The 23,438-nt window shown below is 72.2% G+C and carries 18 protein-coding genes; 7 read left to right on the top strand and 11 right to left on the bottom strand.

Annotated elements, in window-relative coordinates; all coding sequences use genetic code 11:
* The first annotated feature begins 10 nt into the window (after positions 1–10).
* The 3 genes from cydD to ACZ7D7_RS21090 all read left to right on the top strand — a co-directional run bounded on the left by cydD (position 11) and on the right by ACZ7D7_RS21090 (position 6,537).
* Positions 11–3,505 (top strand): thiol reductant ABC exporter subunit CydD, encoded by a 3,495-nt coding sequence (gene cydD, locus ACZ7D7_RS21080; RefSeq protein WP_470826091.1) that lies wholly within the window; start codon positions 11–13, stop codon positions 3,503–3,505.
* A gap of 187 nt (positions 3,506–3,692) precedes the next feature.
* On the top strand, positions 3,693–5,357 hold the full coding sequence (locus ACZ7D7_RS21085) for a sensor histidine kinase (protein ID WP_470826092.1): 1,665 nt from the start codon (positions 3,693–3,695) through the stop codon (positions 5,355–5,357).
* Between the two features lie 127 nt (positions 5,358–5,484).
* A complete protein-coding gene (locus ACZ7D7_RS21090; protein WP_470826093.1) occupies positions 5,485–6,537 on the top strand; it encodes a M23 family metallopeptidase in 1,053 nt (350 codons plus the stop codon).
* 38 nt (positions 6,538–6,575) lie between these two features.
* Here the strand turns inward: ACZ7D7_RS21090 and ACZ7D7_RS21095 are convergent, their stop codons facing one another.
* The 4 genes from ACZ7D7_RS21095 to ACZ7D7_RS21110 form a co-directional block, all read right to left on the bottom strand.
* A complete protein-coding gene (locus ACZ7D7_RS21095) occupies positions 6,576–7,463 on the bottom strand; it encodes a Cof-type HAD-IIB family hydrolase (RefSeq protein WP_470826094.1) in 888 nt (295 codons plus the stop codon).
* A 76-nt stretch (positions 7,464–7,539) separates the two neighbouring features.
* Positions 7,540–8,442 carry an LLM class flavin-dependent oxidoreductase gene (locus ACZ7D7_RS21100; protein ID WP_470826096.1) on the bottom strand — a complete coding sequence of 301 codons (903 nt, stop codon included), beginning with the start codon at positions 8,440–8,442 and terminating at the stop codon, positions 7,540–7,542.
* A gap of 46 nt (positions 8,443–8,488) precedes the next feature.
* Positions 8,489–9,052, bottom strand: a complete 564-nt coding sequence (locus ACZ7D7_RS21105) for an RNA 2'-phosphotransferase (RefSeq protein ID WP_470826097.1) — start codon at positions 9,050–9,052, stop codon at positions 8,489–8,491.
* 226 nt (positions 9,053–9,278) lie between these two features.
* Complete coding sequence (locus ACZ7D7_RS21110) at positions 9,279–11,030, bottom strand: SDR family oxidoreductase (protein WP_470826227.1); 1,752 nt, start codon at positions 11,028–11,030, stop codon at positions 9,279–9,281.
* 219 nt (positions 11,031–11,249) lie between these two features.
* On the opposite strand from ACZ7D7_RS21110, the gene ACZ7D7_RS21115 reads away from it, so the two are divergent.
* The 4 genes from ACZ7D7_RS21115 to ACZ7D7_RS21130 are packed head-to-tail and all read left to right on the top strand — an operon-like array spanning position 11,250 to position 14,801.
* Positions 11,250–12,254: an ABC transporter ATP-binding protein gene (locus tag ACZ7D7_RS21115; protein ID WP_470826229.1), complete on the top strand. Its 1,005-nt coding sequence runs from the start codon at positions 11,250–11,252 to the stop codon at positions 12,252–12,254.
* Positions 12,244–13,161 carry an ABC transporter permease gene (locus tag ACZ7D7_RS21120; RefSeq protein ID WP_470826098.1) on the top strand — a complete coding sequence of 306 codons (918 nt, stop codon included), beginning with the start codon at positions 12,244–12,246 and terminating at the stop codon, positions 13,159–13,161. Before ACZ7D7_RS21115 ends, ACZ7D7_RS21120 begins: the two co-directional genes overlap by 11 nt.
* The gene (locus ACZ7D7_RS21125) at positions 13,158–14,069 is read left to right on the top strand and encodes an ABC transporter ATP-binding protein (RefSeq protein ID WP_470826099.1); all 912 of its coding nucleotides are present in this window, start codon (positions 13,158–13,160) and stop codon (positions 14,067–14,069) included. Before ACZ7D7_RS21120 ends, ACZ7D7_RS21125 begins: the two co-directional genes overlap by 4 nt.
* A gap of 12 nt (positions 14,070–14,081) precedes the next feature.
* Positions 14,082–14,801, top strand: a complete 720-nt coding sequence (locus ACZ7D7_RS21130; RefSeq protein ID WP_470826100.1) for an ABC transporter permease subunit — start codon at positions 14,082–14,084, stop codon at positions 14,799–14,801.
* A 354-nt stretch (positions 14,802–15,155) separates the two neighbouring features.
* On the opposite strand, the gene ACZ7D7_RS21135 is transcribed toward ACZ7D7_RS21130, so the two are convergent.
* The 7 genes from ACZ7D7_RS21135 to ACZ7D7_RS21165 form a co-directional block, all read right to left on the bottom strand.
* Positions 15,156–15,998, bottom strand: a complete 843-nt coding sequence (locus tag ACZ7D7_RS21135; RefSeq protein ID WP_470826101.1) for an HAD family hydrolase — start codon at positions 15,996–15,998, stop codon at positions 15,156–15,158.
* Complete coding sequence (gene serS, locus ACZ7D7_RS21140) at positions 15,995–17,272, bottom strand: serine--tRNA ligase (protein WP_470826103.1); 1,278 nt, start codon at positions 17,270–17,272, stop codon at positions 15,995–15,997. The genes ACZ7D7_RS21135 and serS overlap by 4 nt, the downstream gene beginning before the upstream one ends.
* Before the next feature lie 589 nt (positions 17,273–17,861).
* Positions 17,862–18,794, bottom strand: coding sequence for a prephenate dehydratase (gene pheA, locus ACZ7D7_RS21145; protein WP_470826104.1), 933 nt, complete (start codon positions 18,792–18,794; stop codon positions 17,862–17,864).
* Positions 18,795–18,916: 122 nt separating this feature from the next.
* Entirely contained in the window at positions 18,917–20,203 is a 1,287-nt protein-coding gene (gene efeB / locus ACZ7D7_RS21150) for an iron uptake transporter deferrochelatase/peroxidase subunit (protein ID WP_470826105.1), read from the bottom strand.
* A 7-nt stretch (positions 20,204–20,210) separates the two neighbouring features.
* Entirely contained in the window at positions 20,211–22,250 is a 2,040-nt protein-coding gene (locus tag ACZ7D7_RS21155) for a copper resistance CopC/CopD family protein (RefSeq protein ID WP_470826107.1), read from the bottom strand.
* A 27-nt stretch (positions 22,251–22,277) separates the two neighbouring features.
* Positions 22,278–22,745: a copper chaperone PCu(A)C gene (locus ACZ7D7_RS21160; RefSeq protein ID WP_470826108.1), complete on the bottom strand. Its 468-nt coding sequence runs from the start codon at positions 22,743–22,745 to the stop codon at positions 22,278–22,280.
* On the bottom strand, positions 22,742–23,395 hold the full coding sequence (locus ACZ7D7_RS21165; protein ID WP_470826110.1) for an SCO family protein: 654 nt from the start codon (positions 23,393–23,395) through the stop codon (positions 22,742–22,744). The genes ACZ7D7_RS21160 and ACZ7D7_RS21165 overlap by 4 nt, the downstream gene beginning before the upstream one ends.
* Positions 23,396–23,438: the final 43 nt, after the last annotated feature.

Below are 23,438 nucleotides of genomic sequence, written 5' to 3' on the forward strand. Positions count from 1 at the left end.
TGTGTTTCACGTGAAACCGATCGACTCCCGCCTCCTCCGCCATGCCCGGGCCACCCGCCACTTCCTGCTGGCCGTGGTCGGTCTGGGCGTGGTCGGTGCCCTGCTGCTCATCGCACAGGCGATGCTCATCGCCGAGGTGGTGGTCGGCGCCTTCCAGCACGGATTCTCCGTGGCCGAACTGCGCACTCCCCTGCTGCTGTTGGTGGCCGTGGCGGTCGGCCGGTCCCTGGTCGCGTGGCTCACGGAGCTGGCGGCCCACCGGGCGAGCGCGGCGGTGAAGTCGGAGCTGCGCGGGCGACTGCTCGAGCGGGCGACCGCGCTCGGCCCCGGATGGCTGACCGGACAGCGCACCGGCTCGCTCGTCGCTCTGGCCACGAGGGGAGTCGACGCGCTGGACGACTACTTCTCGCGCTATCTCCCGCAGTTGGGGCTCGCGGTCGTGGTGCCGGTGGCGGTGCTGGCCAGGATCGTGACCGAGGACTGGGTGTCGGCGGCCATCATCGTCGGCACCCTGCCTCTCATCCCGGTGTTCATGGTGCTGATCGGCTGGGCTACGCAGTCCCGGATGGACCGACAGTGGCGTCTGCTGTCGCGGCTGTCCGGGCACTTCCTGGACGTCGTGGCCGGGTTGCCGACGTTGAAGGTGTTCGGGCGTGCCAAGGCACAGGCTGAGTCGATCCGGCGCATCACCGGTGAGTACCGGCAGGCGACCATGCGGACCCTGCGAATTGCCTTCCTGTCGTCATTCGCCCTCGAACTGCTCGCCACCCTGTCCGTGGCGCTCGTCGCCGTGACGATCGGCATGCGGCTCGTGCACGGCGACATGGACCTGTACGTGGGTCTGGTCATCCTCGTGCTCGCACCGGAGGCGTATCTGCCGCTGCGCCAGGTCGGCGCGCAGTTCCACGCCGCGGCGGAGGGCCTCGCGGCGGCCGACGAGATCTTCACGGTCCTGGAGACGCCGGCACCGGCCGCGGGCACCGAGCCCGTGCCCGACGGGGCGCTCTCCTTCGAGGGCGTGACCGTCCGCTATCCCGGGCGGTCCGAGGACGCCGTGTCCGACGTGACGTTCGCGGTCGCACCCGGGGAGACGGTCGCGCTCGTCGGACCGAGCGGCGCGGGCAAGTCGACGCTGCTGCACGTCCTGTTGGGCTTCGTCCGGCCCGACGAGGGCCGTGTGCGGGTCGGGGGAGCCGACCTAGGCGACCTGGACCTGGCGCAGTGGCACGCTCGGGTCGCCTGGGTGCCGCAGCGCCCGCATCTGTTCGCCGGGACCGTCGCCGAGAACGTGCGACTGGCCAGGCCCGACGCGGACGACGACGCCGTACGGCGGGCGCTGGCCGACGCGGGTGCGCTGGAGTTCGTGGACGCGCTGCCCGACGGCGTGGCCACCGTGCTCGGCGAGGACGGCGCCGGGCTGTCGGCCGGGCAGCGGCAGCGGCTGGCGCTGGCCCGGGCGTTCCTCGCGGACCGGCCGGTGCTGCTGCTCGACGAGCCGACGGCCGCCCTGGACGGCGCGACGGAGGCGGAGGTCGTGGCGGCCGTACGACGGCTGGCGGCGGGGCGGACGGTCCTGCTCGTCGTGCACCGGCCGGCCCTGCTCGGCGTGGCCGACCGCGTGGTGCGCCTGGAGAGCGGGACGCCCCGGCCCGCTCTCGCCCGGGGCACGGCCACGCCGGTCGAGGACCACCGGATCGAGGCGGAGCCGGGGGCGGGTGACACGTCCGGGCCCGAGACGGAGCATGGGGTGACCGCGGGCGGGGTGCTCGCCCGGGTGCGGGCCATGTCCGGCGCCCGGCGTGGACGCCTCGGTCTCGCGCTGGCGCTCGGGAGCCTCGCCCTCGGCAGCGCCGTGGGGCTGATGGCGACCTCCGGCTGGCTCATCTCGCGGGCCTCGCAGCAGCCGCCCGTGCTGTACCTGATGGTGGCCGTGACGGCGACGCGCACCTTCGGAATCGGACGGGCCGTCTTCCGGTACGGCGAGCGGCTCGTGTCGCACGACGCGGTGCTGCGGATGCTCGCCGACACCCGCGTCGCCGTGTACCGGCGCCTGGAGCGGCTGGCGCCGGCCGGGCTGCGCAGGGCCCGCCGGGGCGACCTGCTGTCGCGGCTCGTCACCGACGTGGACGCGCTGCAGGACTACTGGCTGCGCTGGCTGCTGCCCGCCGGAGCCGCGCTGCTGGTGTCCTCCGGTTCCGTCGCCTTCACCGCCTGGCTGCTGCCCGAGGCCGGTGCCGCCCTCGCCGTCGGTCTGCTGGCGGCCGGCGCAGGCGTCCCGCTGGTCACCGGCGCCGTCGCCCGGCGCGCCGAGCGCAGGCTCGCCCCCGCCAGAGGAGTACTCGCGACGCGCGTGACCGACCTGCTCACCGGCACCGCGGAACTGACCGTCGCCGGCGCCCTGCCCGCCCGTACGGCCGAGGCGCGGCGGGCCGACGGCACGCTCACCCGGATCGCCTCGCGGGCCGCGACCGCCACCGCCCTCGGTGACGGACTCACCGCGCTGATCTCCGGCCTGACCGTCGCCTCCGCCGCCCTCCTCGGCGCTCAGGCGGTCGCCGACGGGCGACTCGGAGGCGTCGTCATGGCCGTCGTCGTCCTGACACCGCTGGCGGCCTTCGAGGCCGTCCTCGGGATGCCGACGGCCATCCAGTACCGGCAGCGGGTGCGCCGGAGCGCCGAGCGCGTCCACGAGGTGCTGGACGCCCCCGCCCCCGTACGGGAACCCGAGCCGCCCCGGCAGGCACCCGACGCGCCCTTCCCGCTGGTTCTCCGGAACCTGGCCGCACGCCACGCCGGGCAGGACCGGGACGCGCTGACCGCACTCGACCTGACCCTCGAAAAGGGGCGCCGGGTCGCGGTGGTCGGGCCGTCCGGGTCCGGCAAGACGACGCTCGCGCAGGTGCTGCTGCGGTTCCTGGACACCACCGAGGGCTCCTACACGCTGGCCGGAGTCGACGCGCACGCCCTGGACGGCGACGACGTGCGCCGGCTGGTCGGACTGTGCGCGCAGGACGCCCACCTCTTCGACAGCTCGGTGCGCGAGAACCTGCTCCTGGCCCGCAAGGACGCCGGGGAACGGGAACTGCGCGACGCACTCGCCCGCGCCCGGCTGCTCGAGTGGGCCGAGGGCCTGCCCGACGGGCTCGACACGCTGGTCGGTGAACACGGGGCGAGGCTGTCCGGCGGGCAGCGGCAGCGGCTGGCGCTGGCCCGTGCCCTGCTCGCCGACTTCCCCGTCCTCGTCCTGGACGAGCCGGCCGAGCACCTCGACCTGCCGACCGCCGACGCGCTCACCGCCGACCTGCTCGCCGCCACGCGGGGCCGGACGACGGTCCTGATCACGCACCGGCTCGCGGGCCTCGACGATGCCGACGAGGTGATCGTCCTGGACGCGGGGCGCGTGGCCCAGCGCGGGACGTTCACGGAACTGGCCGCCGTACCCGGACCGCTGCGGACGATGATCGAGCGGGAGGCGGAGACAGAGCCACTCACGACGGCCCGATGACGGCGCCCCGGTGACGACTGGCCCGGTGACGACGGCCCGATGACGGCGCCCCGGTGACGACTGGCCCGGTGACGACGGCCCGATGACGGCGCCCCGGTCACAGGAGTGAGCCCGTGAGCCCGTCCGTTTCACGTGAAACGACGCTTCTCGACTTTCTGCACCAAACCAGGATCACTAGGCTCACTTCATGTCTGCCACCTCATCTGCCGGTCCCCCGCCGCCGGACGCCCGGGTGCGGCGGCTGCTGGAGGCGGTGCGGTGCGTGGGCAGCGGCCTGGAACTGCACGGCACGCTCCAGCGGATCTGCGTCACCGCGGCGGCCCTCACGGACGCCCGGTACGCGGCACTCGGTGTGGCCAACGAGGACGGGACCGGCCTGGTCGACTTCGTCCACCACGGCGTCGACCAGGAGACCGCCCGCCGCATCGGGCGGATGCCCGACGGGCACACGGGCCTGCTCGGCGCCCTCCTGCGGGACCCGGAGCCGGTCCTGCTCACCGACCTGACGGGCGACCCGCGGACCCAGGGCTTTCCGGGAAACCACCCGCCGATGCGCGCCTTCCTCGGCGTCCCCGTCCGGCTCCGGGACCAGGTCTACGGAAATCTGTACCTGGCCGAGAAGCGCGGCGGGAGACCGTTCGAGGAACAGGACCTCGACACGGTCCGGGTGCTCGCCACGGAGGCCGGCATCGCGATCGGCAACGCCCGGCTGTACGAGACGACCCAGCAGCGGGAACGCTGGATCGACGGGTCGGTCGCCGTCACGACCGCCCTGCTGTCCGGCGGAGACCTCGAAGACGCCCTCCAGGCCGTCGCCGAGCACGCCCGCCGGCTGTCCCGGGCGGCCGCGGGGATCGTGCTGCTGCCCGCCGACGAGGGCGGCCTGGAGATCGTGGCCGTGGCCGCCGACTGCCCCGTGAAGGCGCTGGGGACCGTCGTGGCGCCGGACAGCCCGGTCGTCGCGGCCCTCCTCGACGGCAGGGACGTCGTCATCGACGACGCGGCCACCGACCCGCGCCTGACCAGCGACATCCTGCGCGCGTGGGGCCCGGTCATGCTGCTCCCGCTGTCCAGCGGCGGACGCCTGCTGGGAAGCCTCGTCACGCCTCGTGCGCGGGGGGAGCGACCGTTCACGAAGACGGAGCGCACCCTTGCCGCCCAGTTCGCCGCGCAGGCCGCACTCGCGCTGATGATGGCGGAGGCGCAGCGGGACCGGGAACGGCTCGCGGTGTACGAGGACCGGGACCGCATCGCCCGCGATCTGCACGACCTGGTCGTCCAGCGGCTGTTCACCACCGGGATGATGCTGGAGAGCGCGCAGCGCCGGTCGGACGTGCCCCAGGTGCGCGACGGCGTCGGACGGGCCGTGGACGAACTGGACGTCACCATCCAGGAGATCCGCACCGCCGTGTTCGCGCTCCGGCAGGACCCCACCGAGGCGCCGTCAGGGCTGCGCACCCGCGTGCTGCGCGAGATCACCACGGCGGCCGTCCCGCTCGGCTTCACGCCCTCGCACCGCTTCGTCGGCCCGGTCGACACCGAGGTCGGTGACGTGACGGGCAAGAACCTCATCGCCGCGCTGCGGGAGAGCCTGTCCAACGCCTTCCGGCACGCGGGTGCTTCACGGATCGAGGTCGTCGTCGACGCGACGGCGGTGCTGCCGGACGGCAGGCCGGGCGTCCGGCTGACCGTCGCCGACGACGGCGTGGGCGTCCCCGAGGGCGGCCGGCGCAGTGGACTGCTCAACCTGCGGCAGCGCGCCGAAGCCCTGGGCGGCGACTGCCGGCTCGGTCCGGGTCTCGGGGAGGACGGCGGCGGCACGGCCGTCGTGTGGCAGGCGCCTCTCGCGTGACAGGGAGTCAACCGTGACGACGGGGAGGGCTGTTCGGCGGTACCGCTCATCCGTCCGTGGCGGGAGGTCCCCCAGCCGTACGACGTGAACAGGACCGCACCAGGTGTCGCGGGCCACGATCGCTGTCATGCGATCGTCCCGCCGCCACCCGCTGCTCGTCCCGGCGTTGTTGTGCGCGCTCGCCGTGCTCGCCGCCCGGCCCACCGACGCCGCGGAGGACGGTCCCGACACGAGCGCGAGCGCACAGGTGGCCCGGCTCTACGCGGACGCGGCCGTGGCGACGCAGCAGTACGAGACGGGGCGGCGCGAGGCCGAGGCGCAGCGGGCGGAGGCGCGGCGCCTCGAGGGGCTGCTGGAGCGGGAGCGGCAGGAGATCACGGTCCTGCGTGAGGATCTGGGCCGGATCGCGCGCGCCCAGTACCGCACGAGCGGCGGGCTGCCGCTGGCGGCGCGGATGGTGCTGGCGGACAGCCCGGAGGAGCTGATGCGCGGTCAGCACGCCGTGTGGCAGGCGGATCTCGCGGTGAACAACGCGGTGAGCAAGAGCCGCCGCGCCGAGGCCAGGCTCGCCGCCGACGAGGAGAAGGCCGCCTCGGCGTGGCAGGCCCTGGAGGAACGCAACAGCGAGCTGGCCGCTCTGAAGAAGGACATCGAGCGGAAGCTGGAGCAAGCCCGCGGACGGCTCCAGGGAGAGGCGGACGCCGCTGTCGCTGCGGGCGCGTGCCGGGGCGCGGTGCGGCTGGACCAGCCGGAGACCGGGTTCGCGGGCGAGTGGGTCGCGCCGGTGGAGGCGTACCAGTTGTCGGCGGCGTTCGGCAGTGGCGGCAGCCGGTGGGCGAACCGGCACACCGGCCAGGACTTCGCGGTGCCGATCGGGACGCCGGTGCGGTCCGTGGGCGAGGGCCGGGTGGTGCGCGTGTCCTGCGGAGGCCCGTTCGGCATCGAGGCGGTGGTGGAGCATCCCGGCGGCTACTACACGCAGTACGCGCACCTGGCTTCCGTCGCCGTCGACCAGGGGGAGCGAGTGGCGGCGGGGCAGTGGATCGGCCAGTCGGGCACCACCGGCAACTCCACGGGTCCGCATCTGCACTTCGAGGTGCGGGTCACCCCGGAGATGGGCTCCGCTCTGGACCCCCAGCCGTGGCTGGCCGAGCGTGGCGTGCGGCTCGGCCAGGGATGACGGCCCGCGGCGAGACCCGTCGCCGGGGTGCTGTGACGTTACGGCAGCTCGGCCAGCATCCGTTCGATCACGACGGCGACCCCGTCGTCGTTGTTGGCGACCGTGCGTCCCGAGGCGGCGGCGATCACGTCCGGGTGCGCGTTGCCCATGGCGTACGACTGGCCGGCCCAGGTGAGCATCTCGACGTCGTTGGGCATGTCGCCGAACGCCACGACCTCCTCGTGCGAGATGCCCCGCTCGGCGCAGCACAGGGCGAGCGTGCTGGCCTTGGACACGCCGGGGCCGCTGATCTCCAGCAGGGCGCTGGGGCTGGACCGGGTGACGTTGGCGCGGTCGCCGATGGCGAGCCGGCCCAGGGTGAGGAAGGCGTCGGGGTCGAGCGTGGGGTGGTGGGCGAGGATCTTCAGCACCGGCTCACGGGCGGCGGGGCCGGAGTCGCCGAGGAGTTCCTCGGCGGGCGCGAGGCTGTCCGGGACTTCTATGTGCAGCTTGGGGTAGTCCGGCTCCTGGTGGAAGCCGTACGTCTGCTCCACGGCGTACACCGTGCCGGGGGCCGCGTCGCGCAGCAGCCGTACGGCGTCGCGCGCGTTCTCCCGCGCCAGCTCCCGCACCTTCACGAAGCGGTGCGCGCCGGGGCCGCCGTGCAGGTCGACCACGGCGGCGCCGTTGCCGCAGATCGCCAGGCCGTGGCCGTGCACGTGGTCGCTGACGACGCCCATCCAGCGGGCCGGGCGGCCGGTGACGAAGAAGACCTCGATGCCGGCCTCCTCGGCGGCGGCGAGAGCGGCCACCGTGCGTGGTGAGACCGACTTGTCGTCGCGGAGCAGGGTGCCGTCGAGATCCGTGGCGATCAGCCGCGGACGGACAGCGGCGGCGCGGGTGTCGGGCTGTCGGGTAGCTGAGGTCACCCGGCCATTGTCCCGCATATGCCCGCACGGGCGTGCGGGAGTCCGCACATTTGAGGGGATACAGCTCCTCGCCGGGGCCGTACTTCCCGTCCGGTCAGCCGAGCTGCGACGTCGCCTCCAGGGCGATCTGCTCGAAGATCTTCTCGTCCGCGGCGAAGTCGGAGTCGGGGATGGGCCAGTGGATCACGATCTCGGTGAAGCCCAGTTCCCGGTGCCGGCCCGCGAAATCGACGAACGCGTCCAGCGACTCCAGCGGCCGGCCCCGGTCCGGAGTGAATCCGGTGAGCAGGACCTTGTCGATCGTGGTCACGTCCCGGCCGATGGCGGCGCAGGCGTCGGCCAGCTTCTCGGCCTGGCCGCGAATGGCCTGAATCGACTGTTCAGGAGTGCCGTCCTCGTACAGCTTGGGGTCGCCGGTCGTGACCCATGCCTGCCCGTGACGCGCGGCGAGCTTCAGCCCCCGCGGTCCTGTCGCGGCCACCGCGAACGGCAGCCGGGGCCGCTGCACGCAGCCGGGGATGTTCCGCGCCTCGTGCGCCGAGTAGTAGTCGCCCTCGTAGGACACCGAGTCCTGGGTGAGCAGCTGGTCGAGCAGCGGAACGAACTCGGCGAAGCGGTTGGCGCGCTCCCGGGGCGTCCACGGCTCCTGGCCGAGCGCGGTCGCGTCGAAGCCCGTGCCGCCGGCGCCGACGCCGAGGGTGACCCGGCCGCCGGAGATGTCGTCGAGGGAGATCAGTTCCTTGGCGAGGGTGACCGGGTGCCGGAAGTTGGGCGAGGTCACCAGCGTGCCCAGGCGCAGCGAGTCGGTGACGGCCGCGGCGGCGGTCAGCGTCGGCACGGCAGCGAACCAGGGGCCGTCCCGGAAGGTCCGCCAGGACAGGTGGTCGTATGTGTACGCGGTGTGGAAGCCGAGCTGCTCGGCGCGAACCCAGGCCACACGGCCGCCTTCGTGCCAGCGGCGGTACGGAAGGATCACGGTGCTCAGACGCAGAGTCATGGCACCGAGCGTATGCGCTCGACCCGGTTTCACGTGAAACGACTACTCAGTGTGATGCGGGAAACCGGAGGTACTGCGGGGGCACGGCCTTGGTCAGCCAGACACCGTTCGCACTCACCCGGAACTCGTGGCCGTCGCGGTGCATGGCGCCGGCGTCCACGCTCAGCACGACCGGCCGGCCCCGACGGGCGCCGACCCGCGTCGCGGTGTCGCGGTCGGGCGAGAGGTGCACGTCGTGCCGGTTCATGGGCCGGAGTCCTTCGGCGCGGATCGCGTCCAGATGGCGTGCCACGGTCCCGTGGTAGAGGTACGGCGGCGGGACGGCCGGGGGCAGCCCCAGTTCGACGTCGACGCTGTGGCCCTGGCTGGCGCGGATCCGGGTGCCCTCCACCGCGAAGCGCCGCTTGTCGTTGGTGGCCACGACGTGGTCCAGTTCGGCTCGGGTGAACGGGAACCCGTGGGCGGCGGCAGCGGCGATCAGGACGTCGATCTCGACCCAGCCGCCCTCGTCCAGCGTGAGCCCGATCCGCTCCGGCTGGTGCCGCAGGTGCTTCGAGAGGTACTTCGACACCTTCACGGTGCGTCTGTCGTCCGGTGCGCTTTCGTTCATCGGACCAGAGTGCCGGGGGAGACGTGCATCACGCGAATGATTTCGCTCCGGGTGTTTGATCCACAAGCAACTGCGGTTATCCACAGGCAGATTGACGAAACTGTGGACAACTGGCGGTGAGAGCGGGGAAGTTCACCAAGTCCTGCGTGCCCGTGGCTCCTTGAATCACGGTCATCCAACGCGCCGCTCCGGAGGCGTCACTTGACCACGACTCCGTCAACACCCGTCACAGCGGCGGGCGCAGGCGGGCGACGGCGCGCAACAGCCCGGGAGAGAGGCGGGAGATCAGTCGGCCACCGCGCGCCTCCGCGGAGACCGCCACGACCGCGTCGTTGCGCTTCACCGCCTTGAGGATCGCCCGAGCGACCTTCTCCGGTGGATAGTTGCGCAGCCCGTACAGGCGCGCGGCGCGTTTCCGCAGCCGCTGCTCCTCCTCGGAATCGACGCCCGCGAAGCGCGCGGTCGACGTGATGTTCGTGTTGACGAAACCGGGACAGATCGCCGTAACTCCGATGTTCCGCCCTGCGAGTTCGGCGCGCAGGGACTCGCTCAGCATCAGCACGGCGGCCTTGGACGCGCCGTACGCCGGCAGCGCACGCGTCGGCAAAAAGGCCGCCGCGGACGCCACGTTGACAATGTGACCACCCTGGCCGCGCTCGGCCATCTGCTTGCCGAAGAGCCGGCAACCATGGACCACGCCCATCAAGTTGACGTCGAGGACCTTCTGCCACTCCTCCGGTGTGGTGTCGAAGAAGGACCCGGACAGACCGATGCCCGCGTTGTTCACCAGGACGTCCAACACGCCGTGCTCTGCGGCCACTTTGTCGGCCAGCTTCTCCACGGCCTGCGCGTCCGAGACGTCGACAGTCTCCGCCCAGGCGCCCGAGGCACCCGACCGCAGGGCCGACTCGGCCGTCCGGGCGGCGGATTCGGCGTCACGGTCGGCGACGATCACGCGCGCGCCCGCCTCGGCGAACGCGAGCGCCGTGGCGCGGCCGATGCCACTGCCGGCGCCGGTGACGAGCACGAGCTGTCCGCCGAACCGGTCGGCGTGCCTGCCCGTCGCCGCCACCTCCGTACGCCCGTTCTCCACGGACGTCACGAAGTCGGAGATCCAGGTGGACAGTTGCTCGGGCCGGGTGCGCGGGATCCAGTGCCCGGCGGGCAGCGTGCGCCGGGTCAGGCTCGGGACCCACTGCTCCAGGTCGTCGTAGAGGTTCTCCGACAGATACGCGTCGCCCAGCGGCGTGATGAGCTGCACGGGGGCGTGCGCGTGGGCGTCCGCGCGGGGGTGGCGCAGCCGGGGCCGCACGTTGTCCCGGTACAGCCAGGCGCCGCGCGCCGCGTCCGAACGCAGCGACGCCGTCGGGTAGTCGCCGCCCGGCACCTTCTCGACACGCTCCAGGACGCGCGGCCACAGCCGGCCGAGCGGGCCCCGCCAGGCCAGCTCCGGCAGCACCGGGATCTGGAGCAGGTAGACGTACCAGGACTTGGCGCCCTGGCCGAGGAGTTGACCCACCCGGCGCGGGGTGGGGCGCCTGAGGCGCTTGTTGATCCAGTGGCCGAAGTGGTCCAGGGACGGCCCCGACATCGACGTGAAGGACGCGATGCGGCCCTCGGTGCGCCTGACCGTGACGAACTCCCAGGACTGCACGGAGCCCCAGTCGTGCCCGACCAGGTGCACCGGGCGGTCCGGGCTCACGAGATCCGCGACGGCGAGGAAGTCGTCCGTCAGCTTCTCCAGCGTGAAACCGCCGCGCAGCGGCTGCGGGGCCGTGGACCGGCCGTGGCCGCGCACGTCGTACAGCACGACGTGGAAGCGGTCGGCGAGGCGGACGGCGACCTCGGACCAGACCTCCTTGCTGTCCGGGTAGCCGTGCACCAGCAGGACCGTCGGCCGTCGCGGATCGCCCAGCTCGGCGACGCACAGCTCGACCCCACCGGTCCGCACCCAGCGCTCCCGCGCGCCCGTCGGCATCGGCACGCCCCCTTCGTCGACTGGGGCGAATCTCGCAGTTGTTAGAGGCAGCGTCAATAGGACAGTGATCCACTGGCCGTTCGCCGTCCGGCCTCAGGGGTCCGGTCCCCCTTCCTCAGGGGGACCCTTAGGGCCCCGTAATACCTGAGAGTGACCTCAAGACGGCTCTGCGGTCTGACGACTCGCGTGGCCCGCGTCACTACTGTCGACGACGTGACTGTGATCGCGACCGAAAGCCTGAGCAAGCGGTTCCCCCGGGTGACCGCGCTTGACCGGCTCTCCGTGGACGTCGGGCCCGGTGTGACCGGACTCGTCGGAGCCAACGGCGCCGGCAAGTCCACCCTGATCAAGATCCTCCTGGGTCTGTCCCCCGCCACCGAGGGCCGAGCCGAAGTGCTCGGACTCGATGTCGCCACCGAGGGCGCCGCCATCCGCGAGCGCGTCGGCTACATGCCGGAGCACGACTGCCTGCCGCCCGACGTCTCGGCCACCGAGTTCGTCGTCCACATGGCACGCATGTCCGGCCTGCCGCCCACCGCCGCGCGCGAGCGCACCGCCGACACCCTGCGGCACGTCGGGCTGTACGAGGAGCGCTACCGCCCCATCGGCGGCTACTCGACCGGCATGAAGCAGCGCGTGAAACTCGCGCAGGCCCTCGTGCACGACCCGCAGCTGGTCTTCCTCGACGAGCCGACCAACGGCCTCGACCCCGTCGGCCGCGACGAGATGCTCGGACTGATCCGCCGCATCCACACCGACTTCGGGATCTCGGTCCTGGTCACCTCCCACCTCCTGGGCGAACTCGAGCGCACCTGCGACCACGTCGTCGTCGTCGACGGCGGCAAGCTGCTCCGCTCCAGCTCCACCACCGACTTCACCCAGACCACGACGACCCTCGCCGTCGAGGTCACCGACACCGACGAACACCCCGACGGCACCCGCGCGGTGCGCGACGCGCTCCACGCGCGCGGGGTGACCGTCCAGTCCGGCAGCGGCCTGCCCGGCGCGGGGCACGTGCTGCTGCTCACCGCGCAGGGCGAGGAGACCTACGACCTGGTGCGCGACGTCATCGCCGACCTCGGCCTCGGCCTCGTGCGCATGGAGCAGCGCCGGCACCACATCGCCGAGGTCTTCAAGGACGAGGCCGACGACAGCGCCCACCGGGGCAGCGCCGGCCGGAACAGCGACACACAGCGGAAGGAGGCGGTCGGCCATGGCGGTTGAGCAGCCCACGCCGACGGCGGTGGCACCCGCGGGTGACCAGACCCGCATCCACAACATCGGCTACCGCAACTACGACGGCCCCCGCCTGGGCCGCGCCTACGCCACGCGCTCGCTGTACTCGCAGTCCCTGCGCGGCGCCTACGGACTCGGCCGCTCGGTCAAGTCCAAGGTGCTGCCCATGCTGCTGTTCGTGGTGATGTGCGTCCCCGCGGCCATCATGGTCGCCGTCGCGGTCACCACCAAGGCCAACGACCTGCCCGTCGACTACACGCGCTACGCGATCGTCATGCAGGCCGTCATCAGCCTCTACGTCGCCTCGCAGGCACCCCAGTCCGTCTCCCGCGACCTGCGCTTCAAGACCGTCCCGCTGTACTTCTCGCGGCCGATCGAGACCGCCGACTACGTGCGGGCGAAGTACGCGGCGCTGGCCTCGGCGCTGTTCATCCTCACCGCCGCCCCGCTCGTCGTGCTCTACGTGGGCGCCCTGCTCGCCGAGCTCGACTTCACCGACCAGACCAAGGGATTCGCGCAGGGACTCGTGTCCGTCGCACTGCTGTCACTGCTGTTCGCGGGAGTCGGCCTGGTCATCGCCTCGGTGACCCCGCGCCGCGGCTTCGGCATCGCGGCCGTCATCGCCGTCCTGACCATCACCTACGGCGCGGTCTCCACGCTCCAGGCCATCGCGGACGTGCAGGGCAGCAGCGGCGCCATCGCCTGGATCGGCCTGTTCTCCCCGATCTCCCTGATCGACGGCGTGCAGTCCGCGTTCCTCGGCGCGACCTCGGCCTTCCCCGGCGGCGTCGGCCCGAGCAACGGCGAAGGCGCCGTGTACGTGCTCGTCGCCCTCGGCGTGATCGCCGGCGCCTACGGCCTCCTGATGCGCCGCTACAAGAAGGTGGGACTGTGACCACGCTCTCCCTCGACCACGTCTCCCGCTGGTTCGGCAACGTGGTCGCCGTCAACGACATCACCATGACGATCGGCCCGGGCGTCACCGGCCTCCTCGGCCCCAACGGCGCCGGCAAGTCCACCCTCATCAATATGATGGGCGGCTTCCTCGCCCCCTCCACCGGCACGGTCACCCTCGACGGCCAGCAGGTCTGGCGCAACGAGCGGATCTACCGGCACATCGGCGTCGTCCCCGAGCGGGAGGCGATGTACGACTTCCTCACCGGACGCGAATTCGTCCTGGCCAACGCCGAGTTGCACGGCCTGGGCGGCAAGGAGGCCCAACGCGCCCTCGCCACGGTCGAGATGGAGTACGCGCAGGACCGCAAGATCGCCACGTACTCCAAGGGCATGCGGCAGCGCGTCAAGATGGCCTCCGCGCTCGTCCACGAACCGTCGCTGCTGCTGCTCGACGAGCCGTTCAACGGCATGGACCCGCGCCAGCGCATGCAGCTGATGGACCTGCTGCGGCGCATGGGCGACGAGGGCCGCACGGTCCTGTTCTCCTCCCACATCCTCGAAGAGGTCGAGCAACTCGCCTGGCACATCGAGGTCGTGGTCGCCGGACGGCACGCGGCCAGCGGCGACTTCCGCAAGATCCGCCGTCTGATGACCGACCGGCCGCACCGCTACCTGGTGCGCTCCAGCGACGACCGTGCCCTCGCCGCCGCGCTGATCGCCGACCCGTCCACGTCCGGCATCGAGGTCGACCTCGCCGAGGGCGCGCTGCGCGTCCAGGCCGTCGACTTCGGCCGTTTCACGGCACTGCTGCCGAAGGTCGCCAGGGACCACGGCATCCGGCTGCTCACGGTCTCGCCGTCCGACGAGTCCCTCGAGTCCGTGTTCTCGTACCTGGTCGCGGCGTAGGAGGCCCAAGAGATGTACGACCCCACAGTCGCCCGGCTCACCTACCGGGCCCTGCTCGGCCGGCGCCGGGCCCTCATCCTGGGCGCGCTGCCGCTGCTGCTGATCGTGATCTCCGTGATCGTGCGGGCGCTGGTCGGCGCCGACGACCAGACCACGGCGGACGTGCTGGGCGGGCTCGCGCTCGCCACCATGGTGCCGATCATCGGTGTCATCGCGGGCACCGGCGCCATCGGGCCCGAGATCGACGACGGTTCCGTGGTCTATCTGCTGTCCAAGCCCATCAAGCGGCCGACGATCATCTACACCAAGCTGATCGTCGCGATCGCCGTGACGATGGTCTTCTCGGCCGTGCCGACGCTGATCGCCGGTCTGATCCTCAACGGCAACGGCCAGCAGATCGCCGTCGCCTACACGGTGGCCGCGCTGGTCGCCTCGATCGCGTACGCGGCGCTGTTCCTGCTGCTCGGCACGGTGTCCCGGCACGCGGTCGTGTTCGGCCTGGTCTACGCCCTGGTGTGGGAGGCGCTGTTCGGCTCGCTGGTGCCCGGGGCCCGCACGCTGAGCGTCCAGCAGTGGTCGCTGGCCGTCGCTCAGAAGGTCTCCGGCGGCGACATGGTGACCTCGGACGTCGGCCTGACGACGGCCACGGTGCTGCTCGCGGCCGTCACCGTGCTCGCCACGTGGTACGCCGGGCAGAAGCTGCGGGCGCTGACGCTGGCCGGGGAGGAGTGACCGGGGGCCGCCTCGGCGACCTGCGGCGTTAATCGGTGGCAGTCGTATCGGCGCCCGCGCACACTGGTTGTGCCCGGGCGCCGGTGGAGTCGGCGCCCGGGGGCCGGGAGAACGGGGAGATTCCCGGGGCGGCCGCTTCGAGCACGCGGCGCGCGTGACCGCGCGTCCGCGTGGGCCGCCTTTTCCTCAGGTATCGCCCCTCGTCGTGGGGCAACCTGCGCTGGGGCGGGGCGGGTTGGTCGCGCGGCTCGGCGCATCGAGGTGCCGCTGCGCCCACCCGTGCCGCCCCAGCGGCACGACTGCCCGTAGTGACAGCACGGCACGACTGCCCGCGGCTACCGCGTGACGTGACGGCTATGCCGCGAGCATCCGTTCCAGTACCGCCGCGATGCCGTCCTCGTCGTTGGAGGTCGTCACCTCGTCCGCCACCGCCTTGAGTTCCGCGTGGGCGTTGGACATCGCCACGCCGTAGGACGCCCAGGCGAACATCGGGAGGTCGTTGGGCATGTCGCCGAAGGCGATCGTGTCGGCGGCCTTCAGCTTCAGCCGGCGCGCGGCCAGCGACAGCCCCGTCGCCTTGGACAGGCCCAGCGGGAGCAGTTCGACGATGCCCTCGCCGGCCATCGTCACCGTGACGAAGCCGCCGGCCGCCTGCCGGGCCACCTCGGCCAGCTCGTCGTCCGACAGGGTCGGATGCTGCACGTAGATCTTGTTCAGCGGGGCGGTCCACAGGTCCGACGCGTCTGTGAACGGGGTCGCGGGCAGCGGGCCCTGGACCTCGTAGCCGGGGCCGACCAGCACCTCGCCGTCCAGGCCGTCGCGGCTCGCCGCGAGGTACAGCGGGCCGACCTCCGCCTCGATCTTGGCCAGCGCCAGACCGGCCAGTTGGCGGTCGAGCGTGACCGTCGTCAGCAGACGGTGCGCGCCGGCGTCGTACACCTGGGCGCCCTGGCCGCAGACGGCGAGGCCTTCGTAGCCGAGGTCGTCGAGGATGTGCCGGGTCCAGGGGACGGCGCGGCCGGTGACGACGATGTGGGCGGCGCCCGCCGCGGTGGCCGCGGCGAGCGCCTCACGGGTGCGGGGCGAGACCGACTGGTCGGAGCGCAGCAGCGTCCCGTCCAGGTCGGTCGCGATCAGCCGGTACGGGAAACCCCCGGCGGGGGCCGTCCCGGTCGGTGCGGGAGCCGCCTCGGTCACGTGGCCACCGGTTCCAGGACCTCCCGGCCGCCCAGGTACGGGCGCAGCACCTCGGGCACGCGCACCGAACCGTCGGGCTGCTGGTGGTTCTCCAGGATGGCGACGATGGTGCGCGGTACGGCGCACAGCGTGCCGTTGAGCGTGGCCAGCGGGCGGACCTGCTTGCCGTCGCGGTAGCGGATCTGCAGGCGGCGGGACTGGAACTCGGTGCAGTCCGAGGTCGAGGTCAGCTCGCGGTACTTGCCCTGGGTCGGGACCCACGCCTCGCAGTCGAACTTGCGGGCGGCGGAGGAGCCGAGGTCACCGGAGGCGAGCTCGATGACGCGGAACGGCAGCTCCAGCGACGTCAGCCACTGCTTCTCCCACTCCAGCAGGCGCTGGTGCTCCGCCTGCGAGTCCTCCGGCGTGACGTAGGAGAACATCTCGACCTTGTCGAACTGGTGGACGCGGAAGATGCCTCGCGTGTCCTTGCCGTGCGAGCCGGCCTCGCGGCGGAAGCAGGGCGAGAACCCGGCGTAGCGCAGCGGGAGCCGGTCGACGTCGATGATCTCGTCCATGTGGTACGCGGCGAGCGGCACCTCGGACGTGCCGACCAGGTACAGGTCGTCGTCGGCGAGGTGGTAGACGTCCTGGGCGGCCTGGCCGAGGAAGCCGGTGCCGGCCATCGACTGGGGGCGGACCAGGGCGGGCGTGAGCATCGGCGTGAAGCCGGCCGCGGTGGCCTGCGCGATGGCCGCGTTGACCAGGGCGAGTTCCAGCAGGGCGCCGACGCCGGTGAGGAAGTAGAAGCGGGAGCCGGAGACCTTCGCGCCGCGCTCGACGTCGATCGCGCCGAGGATCTGGCCGAGCTCCAGGTGGTCCTTGGGCTCGAAGCCCTCGGCGCCGAAGTCGCGGATCTCGCCGTGCGTCTCCAGCGTGACGAAGTCCTCCTCGCCGCCCACCGGGACGTCGGGGTGGATGAGGTTGCCGAGCTGGAGCAGGAGCTGCTGGGTCTCGGCGTCGGCGGCGTCGCGCTCGGCGTCGGCGGCCTTCACGTCGGCGGCGAGCTGGCTCGCCTTCTTCAGCAGCTCGGCCTTCTCGTCGCCGCTCGCCTTGGGGATGAGCTTGCCGAGTGCCTTCTGCTCGGCACGCAGCTCGTCGAAGCGGACGCCGGACGACCTGCGCCGCTCGTCGGCAGACAGGAGGGAGTCGACGAGCGCGACGTCCTCTCCACGGGCGCGCTGCGAGGCGCGCACACGGTCAGGGTCCTCACGGAGCAGGCGAAGGTCAATCACGCGCCCAAGGCTACCGGTGCGCGATGACCGCCCACGACTCACTATTCCGAAGGGTGTCGGAAGTGCGACATACGTTCCGGAACGGGGGGAATTGTCCCTCTGGTCAATAAAAGGCGTCCTGCTCCCTGGAACGGGGCAGGTCCGTGGCGTCCCGTTGACTGGATTTCCTTGTGGAGAACGGGACTTGAGGTGCCTTCGGGGCGCCACTGTCCACAGGAATCCACAGCGTCGCGGAGTTATCCACAGGCTGTGCGAAAGATCTGTGGATGCAGGAAGTGATCATTTCGAAAGCGGTGAGCGGGGCGGGAAATTCTTGATCCAAACCCGGTTCCCCTCCACTTTCGGGTGGAAAGGGGTCGCTCCAAAGGATTCATCGAAGGAAACGGGTGGACGAAGGGTGATGTGGGCGGTTGTGGACGAGGTGGGGGGCTGTGGGTCGATTTGTCGACTGGGTGGTGCTTCGCTGTCGACTTGTCCCCAGGTCGAGAAGCTGACCTGTGGATAACTCCTGTGGATAACGAAAATCAGCAGGTAGGACTGGCTGAAACGACGACACTCAGAAGCGCCCGTAGCGCCCGTCCTGCGACGCTCAGAAACGCCCGTCCTGGCACCGCGCCACCCAGTCCGCCGCCGACGCGAACTCCTCGTCGGACGTACCGAGCCGCGGAGCCCGCACATCGGCGGCGGTCAGGTCGGCACGCGGGTACGAGCCCAGGTACCGCACCTGGAGGCAGATCCGCTTGAGCCCCATCAGGGCCTCGGCCATCCGGCGGTCGGAGATGTGGCCCTCGGCGTCGATGCAGAAGCAGTAGTTGCCGATGCCGGCGCCGGTCGGACGGGACTGGAGCAGCATCAGGTTGATGCCGCGGGTGGCGAACTCGCCGAGCAGGTCGCGCAGTCCACCGGGGTGGTCGTCGCGCTGCCAGAGCACGACGGACGTCTTGTCGGCACCGGTCGGCGCGGCGGGCCGGGCCGGGCGCCCCACGAGCACGAACCGCGTCTGTGCGTTCTCCGCGTCGTGGATCTCGGTCTCCAGGGCCTCGAGACCGTACCGGGCGGCGGCGAACTCCCCGGCGAACGCGGCGTCGTAGCGGCCCTCCTGCACCAGGCGGGCGCCGTCCGCGTTGGACGCGGCGGACTCCCAGATCACGTCCGGGAGATGGGTCTTGAGCCAGTTGCGCACCTGCGGCTGCGCGGCCGGGTGGGCGGTGACCGTCTTGATGTCCGACAGCTTCGTGCCGGGCCGGACCAGCAGCGCGAAGGTGATCGACAGCAGCACCTCGCGGTAGATCATCAGAGGCGCGCCCGCGACCAGCTCGTCGAGCGTCGTCGTGATGCCGCCCTCGACGGAGTTCTCGATGGGCACGAACGCGGCCTCGGCCTCGCCGTTGCGGACCGCGTCCAGCGCGGACTGCACGGACACGTACGGGATCAGCTCCCGGGTGGCGGCCTCCGGAAGGGTGCGCAGGGCGACCTCGGTGAAGGTGCCCTCGGGGCCGAGATACGCGTAGCTCGCTGGCATGACCTCACCCTAATGGCCGCACGAGGCGCACGGGCCGCGAGTCTCACAGCGTGAACCCCGGGAGAGTGAACCTTTCCGGAACCGCCCGCACAGCCTCGCTCCTGTCCCCGCCCCGGCGCTCGTCACCCCTCCAGCAGCCGCTGCCCCACGTACTCGCCCTCGGCCGCGCCTCCCGGCACCGCGAACAGGCCGCTCGCCTCGTGCCGGATGAACGGCGACAGGGCGTCGCCCCGGTCGAGCTTGCGCTGCACCGGCACGAAGCCCCGCAGCGGGTCCGCCTGCCAGCACACGAACAGCAGCCCCGCGTCGGGGACCCCGTCCGCGTCGAAACCGTCGTGGTAGGAGAACGGACGGCGGAGCATCGCCGCGCCGCCGTTCTGGTCGGGCCGGCTGATTCGGGCGTGGGCGTTCACCGGGACGACCGGGTTGCCCTGCGCGTCCGTCTTCTCCAGGTCCATCTCGGTCTTCTCGTCGCCGCCGGTCAGCGGCGCCCCGTCGGCCTTGCGGCGCCCGATGACGTCCTCCTGGGCCTTGACCGAGAGCTTCTCCCAGTCGTCGAGGAGCATGCGGATGCGGCGTACGACGACGTAGGAGCCGTCCGCCATCCAGGACGGCTCCCCGGAGGCGGGCACGAAGATCCGCCGCTCGAAGTCGGGCTCGCCCGGCTTCGGATTGCGCGTGCCGTCGACCTGGCCCATCAGATTGCGCGTCGTCATGGGCCGGGAGGTGGCGCCCGGCGACCGGTTGAAGCCGTTCATCTGCCAGCGCAGCCGCGCCGCCGCCCCGGCGTCCTTCTGGAGCGCGCGCAGTGCGTGGAAGGCGACCAGCGCGTCGTTGGCGCCGATCTGCACCCACAGGTCGCCGTTGCTGCGCGCCTTGTCGAGCCGGTCGGAGGAGAACTCCGGCAGCGGGTCCAGCTGGACCGGGCGCTGCTTCTCCAGGCCGGTCCTCGCGAAGAAGCCGTGCCCGAAGCCGAAGGTGATGGTCAGCGACGACGGTCCGGCGTCGCGGGCCACGGCGGTGTCGTCGTGGGCGGCGGGTTCGCCCGCCATCAGCCGCCGGGCGGTCTCCGACCAGCGGCGCAGCAGGGCGGCTGCCTCCCGGCGCCCGGCGCCCGGCGCCAGGTCGAAGGCGACGAGATGGCCGTGGGCCTGCATCGGCGTGGTGATGCCGGGCTGATGTTTCCCGTGAAACATCACCTCCTCGGCGCCGAGCGAGGTGAGCGGCGCGGCCTCGGCGGGCCGGGCGGCGTATCCGGCGCCGACGCCCGCCGCCCCGACCACCAGACCGGTGGCACCGGCGGTGCCGAGCAGCCGTCGCCGCGAAATGCCCGCCTCGGGCGCGGCGGCCGGCGTCGGCCGGGCCTTCGCCTCTGGGGTGCGGGCCTCCGGAATGGACTGGTCAGGCATGGTGCGTTCAGCCGATCTGCGCGTTCTTGGAGACGGTCACCTGGTCGATGTCGGAGGTCCGCACGGTCACGTCGACCTTCCAGTCGCCCGCCATGGGGAGCTGCACTCCGCTCGCCGACCAGTGTCCGGTAGTGATGCGGTCGGGGACCACGGGCAGCGGCCCGAGGTCCTTGGACTCCAGGGTGAAGGCGATCTTCACCTCGGGGAGGTCGAAGGCGCGGCCGTTGGGGCGCTGCGCATAGACGTGCAGTTCGTTGGCGCCCACGCGCGCGGGGTCGATGTCGATCCGCACGAGCCCCTTGCCGTCCTTACCACCGGTGTCGAACGGCATGTCCAGGGTGAGCGCGCCGGACGGCGAGGTCGACGCGGCGGCCGACGCGGCACTGGCCGCCCTGGCGTCCTGCTCGGTACGCCCGGGCTCGGTCTGCGTCAGCACGGTGGTGACGGCGAGGACGACGACCGCGACACCGGCCTCGGCGAGCACCGAGCGGCGCAGGCCGAAGCGGTTCGGGTCCGCGTCCCGCTGCCGCTTGCGCCGGGCCGCGGCCATGGCGGCCTGCTGCCGGGCGAGCTGCTCGGCCCGCTCGGAGCCGCCCACCGCGGGCCCGGCGCCGACACGCGCGTGCTCCGCCGCCACGGACACCGACAAGGAGCCGGCCCTGTCCCCGGCCCGCTCCGCCGACTCGTCCGGTCCGCCTTGCCGCCCGTCCTGCCCGTCCTGCCCGTGCTGTTTGCCCTGCCCGTCCTGCTCGTCCTGCTCGCCCCCCGCCGTCTCAGCCGCCTTCGCCGCCGTCTCCGCCGCCTCAGCCGTCTCCCCCGATTCCACCAGCCGCCCGGTCCACCGCCGCGAGATCCACGCGACGCCCACCAGCAGAGCCACGAGCCCCAGCTTGGCGAGCAGCAGCTGCCCGTACCGGGTGTCGGTGAAGGCCGACCAGGAGCCGAGCTGCCGCCACGACTGGTACGTGCCGGTCACGACCAGCGCGACGACGCTGCCGAGGGCGACGCGGGAGAAGCGCCGTACGGCCTCCGCGGTGACCGGCGTTCCCGCGGGCGCGCGGTGGAGGGCGACGAGCAGGGTGGTGAGCCCACCGAGCCAGGCGGCGACGGCCAGCAGGTGGACGACGTCGACCGGCATCGCGATGCCCGGCTGGAGACCGCTGGAGGCGTGCTCCGACATCGCCCAGGTCGCCGCGACCCCGGCGGCGACGACGGCCCCGCCGACGGCGAGCCCGAAGGTGAGGTCCCGCTTCTCCTCGTCCTCCCGTTTGTCATAGGCGCCGAACAGCACCGCGACGAACAGCGCCGCCGCGGCGAGCAGCAGCAGCCGGGACACCAGGGCGGCGCCCGTCTTGGTCTGCAGCACCTGCCCGAGGAGCTCCAGGTCGAAGACGTCACCGGCCTTGCCCGAGCCGGTGTAGGAGCCGCGCAGGAGCAGCAGCGCGAGTGTCGCGGCGGTGAGCGCCACCCACCCGCTCACCACGAAGCGCTGCACGGCCCGCACCCCGGACCCGCGCGGCCAGCAGGCGAGCACGAAGGCGGCGCCGCCCGCGAGGACGACGAACCCGGCGTACGACACGTACCGTCCGAGCCCGTAGAGGAAGCCGACGATGCCGCCGCCGGCCTGCTGCCCGGACACCGCGACGGACGTCTCGGAGGGCGCGCCGACGGAGAAGGTGAAGGCACCGGCGACGGGATGGGAGTCGGCGGACACGACCTGGTAGGTCACGGTGTACGTGCCGTCGGGCAGCCCGGAGTGGAGCCCGACGGCGTACGTCGTGCCGCCGACGCCCGCCGGGGTGCCGCTGTCGACGCGCTTGCCCTGGGGGTCGAGGACGCGCAGCGCGCCGTCGGACACCGCCACCTCCTCCGAGAAGGTGAGCGTGATCCGGGCCGGGGCCCTGTCGACCACCGCCCCCTGCCGGGGGTCGCTGCCGGTCAGCGCGGCGTGCGCGGAGGCCGGCGCGGCTCCGGCGAGCAGCGTCCCGGCGACGGCCAGGAGCAGCAGCACCAGGATGCGCGCGCGGGGGGCGGCGGTCTGCGTCACGGTGTTCCCTTCCCCTCAGTGTCCGGATCAGTGTCCGGCGGAGTGTCCGGAAGTCGGCCGGTACGTGGCGGGCTTCACCGGCATCTCGACTTTGACCGGGTCGGAGTGGGCGAAGCGCAGCTCGACGGAGACCGTCTCACCCTGCTTCGGCCTGTGCGTCAGCTTCTCGAACATCAGGTGATTGCCGCCGCTCTCCAGCACGAGGCTGCCGCCCGCCGGGATCTTCAGGCGGTCGACCTCCCGCATGGTGCCGTCGACGGTCTCGTGCACGGTGACCTCGCCGGCCGCCTCGCTCGCGACGGAGGTCAGCTCGTCGGCGCCGCTGCCCTCGTTGGTGACCGTGAGGAAACCGGCCGCCATGGTGTCGGAGACCGGCTGCGGCATGTAGGCGGAGCCGACCGCGAGGTCCGGCGCGGACGAGTCCGCGCCGCATCCCGCGAGGGCGAGGGCGAGCGCGCCCGCGAGTGCCGCGGCGAGCGGGCCGGGCCGCCTCACGGCTTCTCGCCCTTGATGAGCTTGGGCAGGTCCTTGATGTAGTCGTCGGGGCCGGCGTCCTCGCCGTAGAGGACATAGCCGTCGTCGGTCTTCGGCGAGAACGCGACGACCTGGGTGCCGTGCATCGAGACGACCTTGCCGTTCTTGTCCTTGTGCGGCGGGTCGATGGAGATGCCGAGGGTGCGGGCGCCGGCCTGGATGGTGTCGAACTCGCCGGTCAGACCAATGAAGTCGGCGTCGATGCCCTTGAGCCACTTGCCGAGCTCGGCCGAGGTGTCGCGCTCGGGGTCGGTGGTGACGAACACGACGCGCAGCTTGTCGCGCTCGGCCTCGGGCAGCTGCTTCTTGGCGACGGCGATGTTGTTCATCGTCAGCGGGCACACGTCGGGGCAGTGCGTGTAGCCGAAGTAGATCAGCGTGGGCCTGCCGGCGGTCGCCTCGCGCAGGTCGTACTTCTCGCCCTTGGTGTCGGTGAGGACCAGGTCCGGCTTCTCGAACGGCTTGTCGAGGACGGTGGCCGCCTTGTCGGAGCCGGCCTCCTCGGAGACCGCGGTGACGGGCTTGTCGGTGTCGCCGCCGCTGCCGCAGGCGGAGAGGGTCAGGGAGGCCGCGGCGAGCAGGGCGGCCGCGGCGAACGTCTTCTTGCGCATAGAGAAATGTCCCAGATGTGAGTGCTCCGGCACGCACCGGGGC

It is taken from the genome of Streptomyces sp. NPDC037054, from assembly GCF_055606745.1.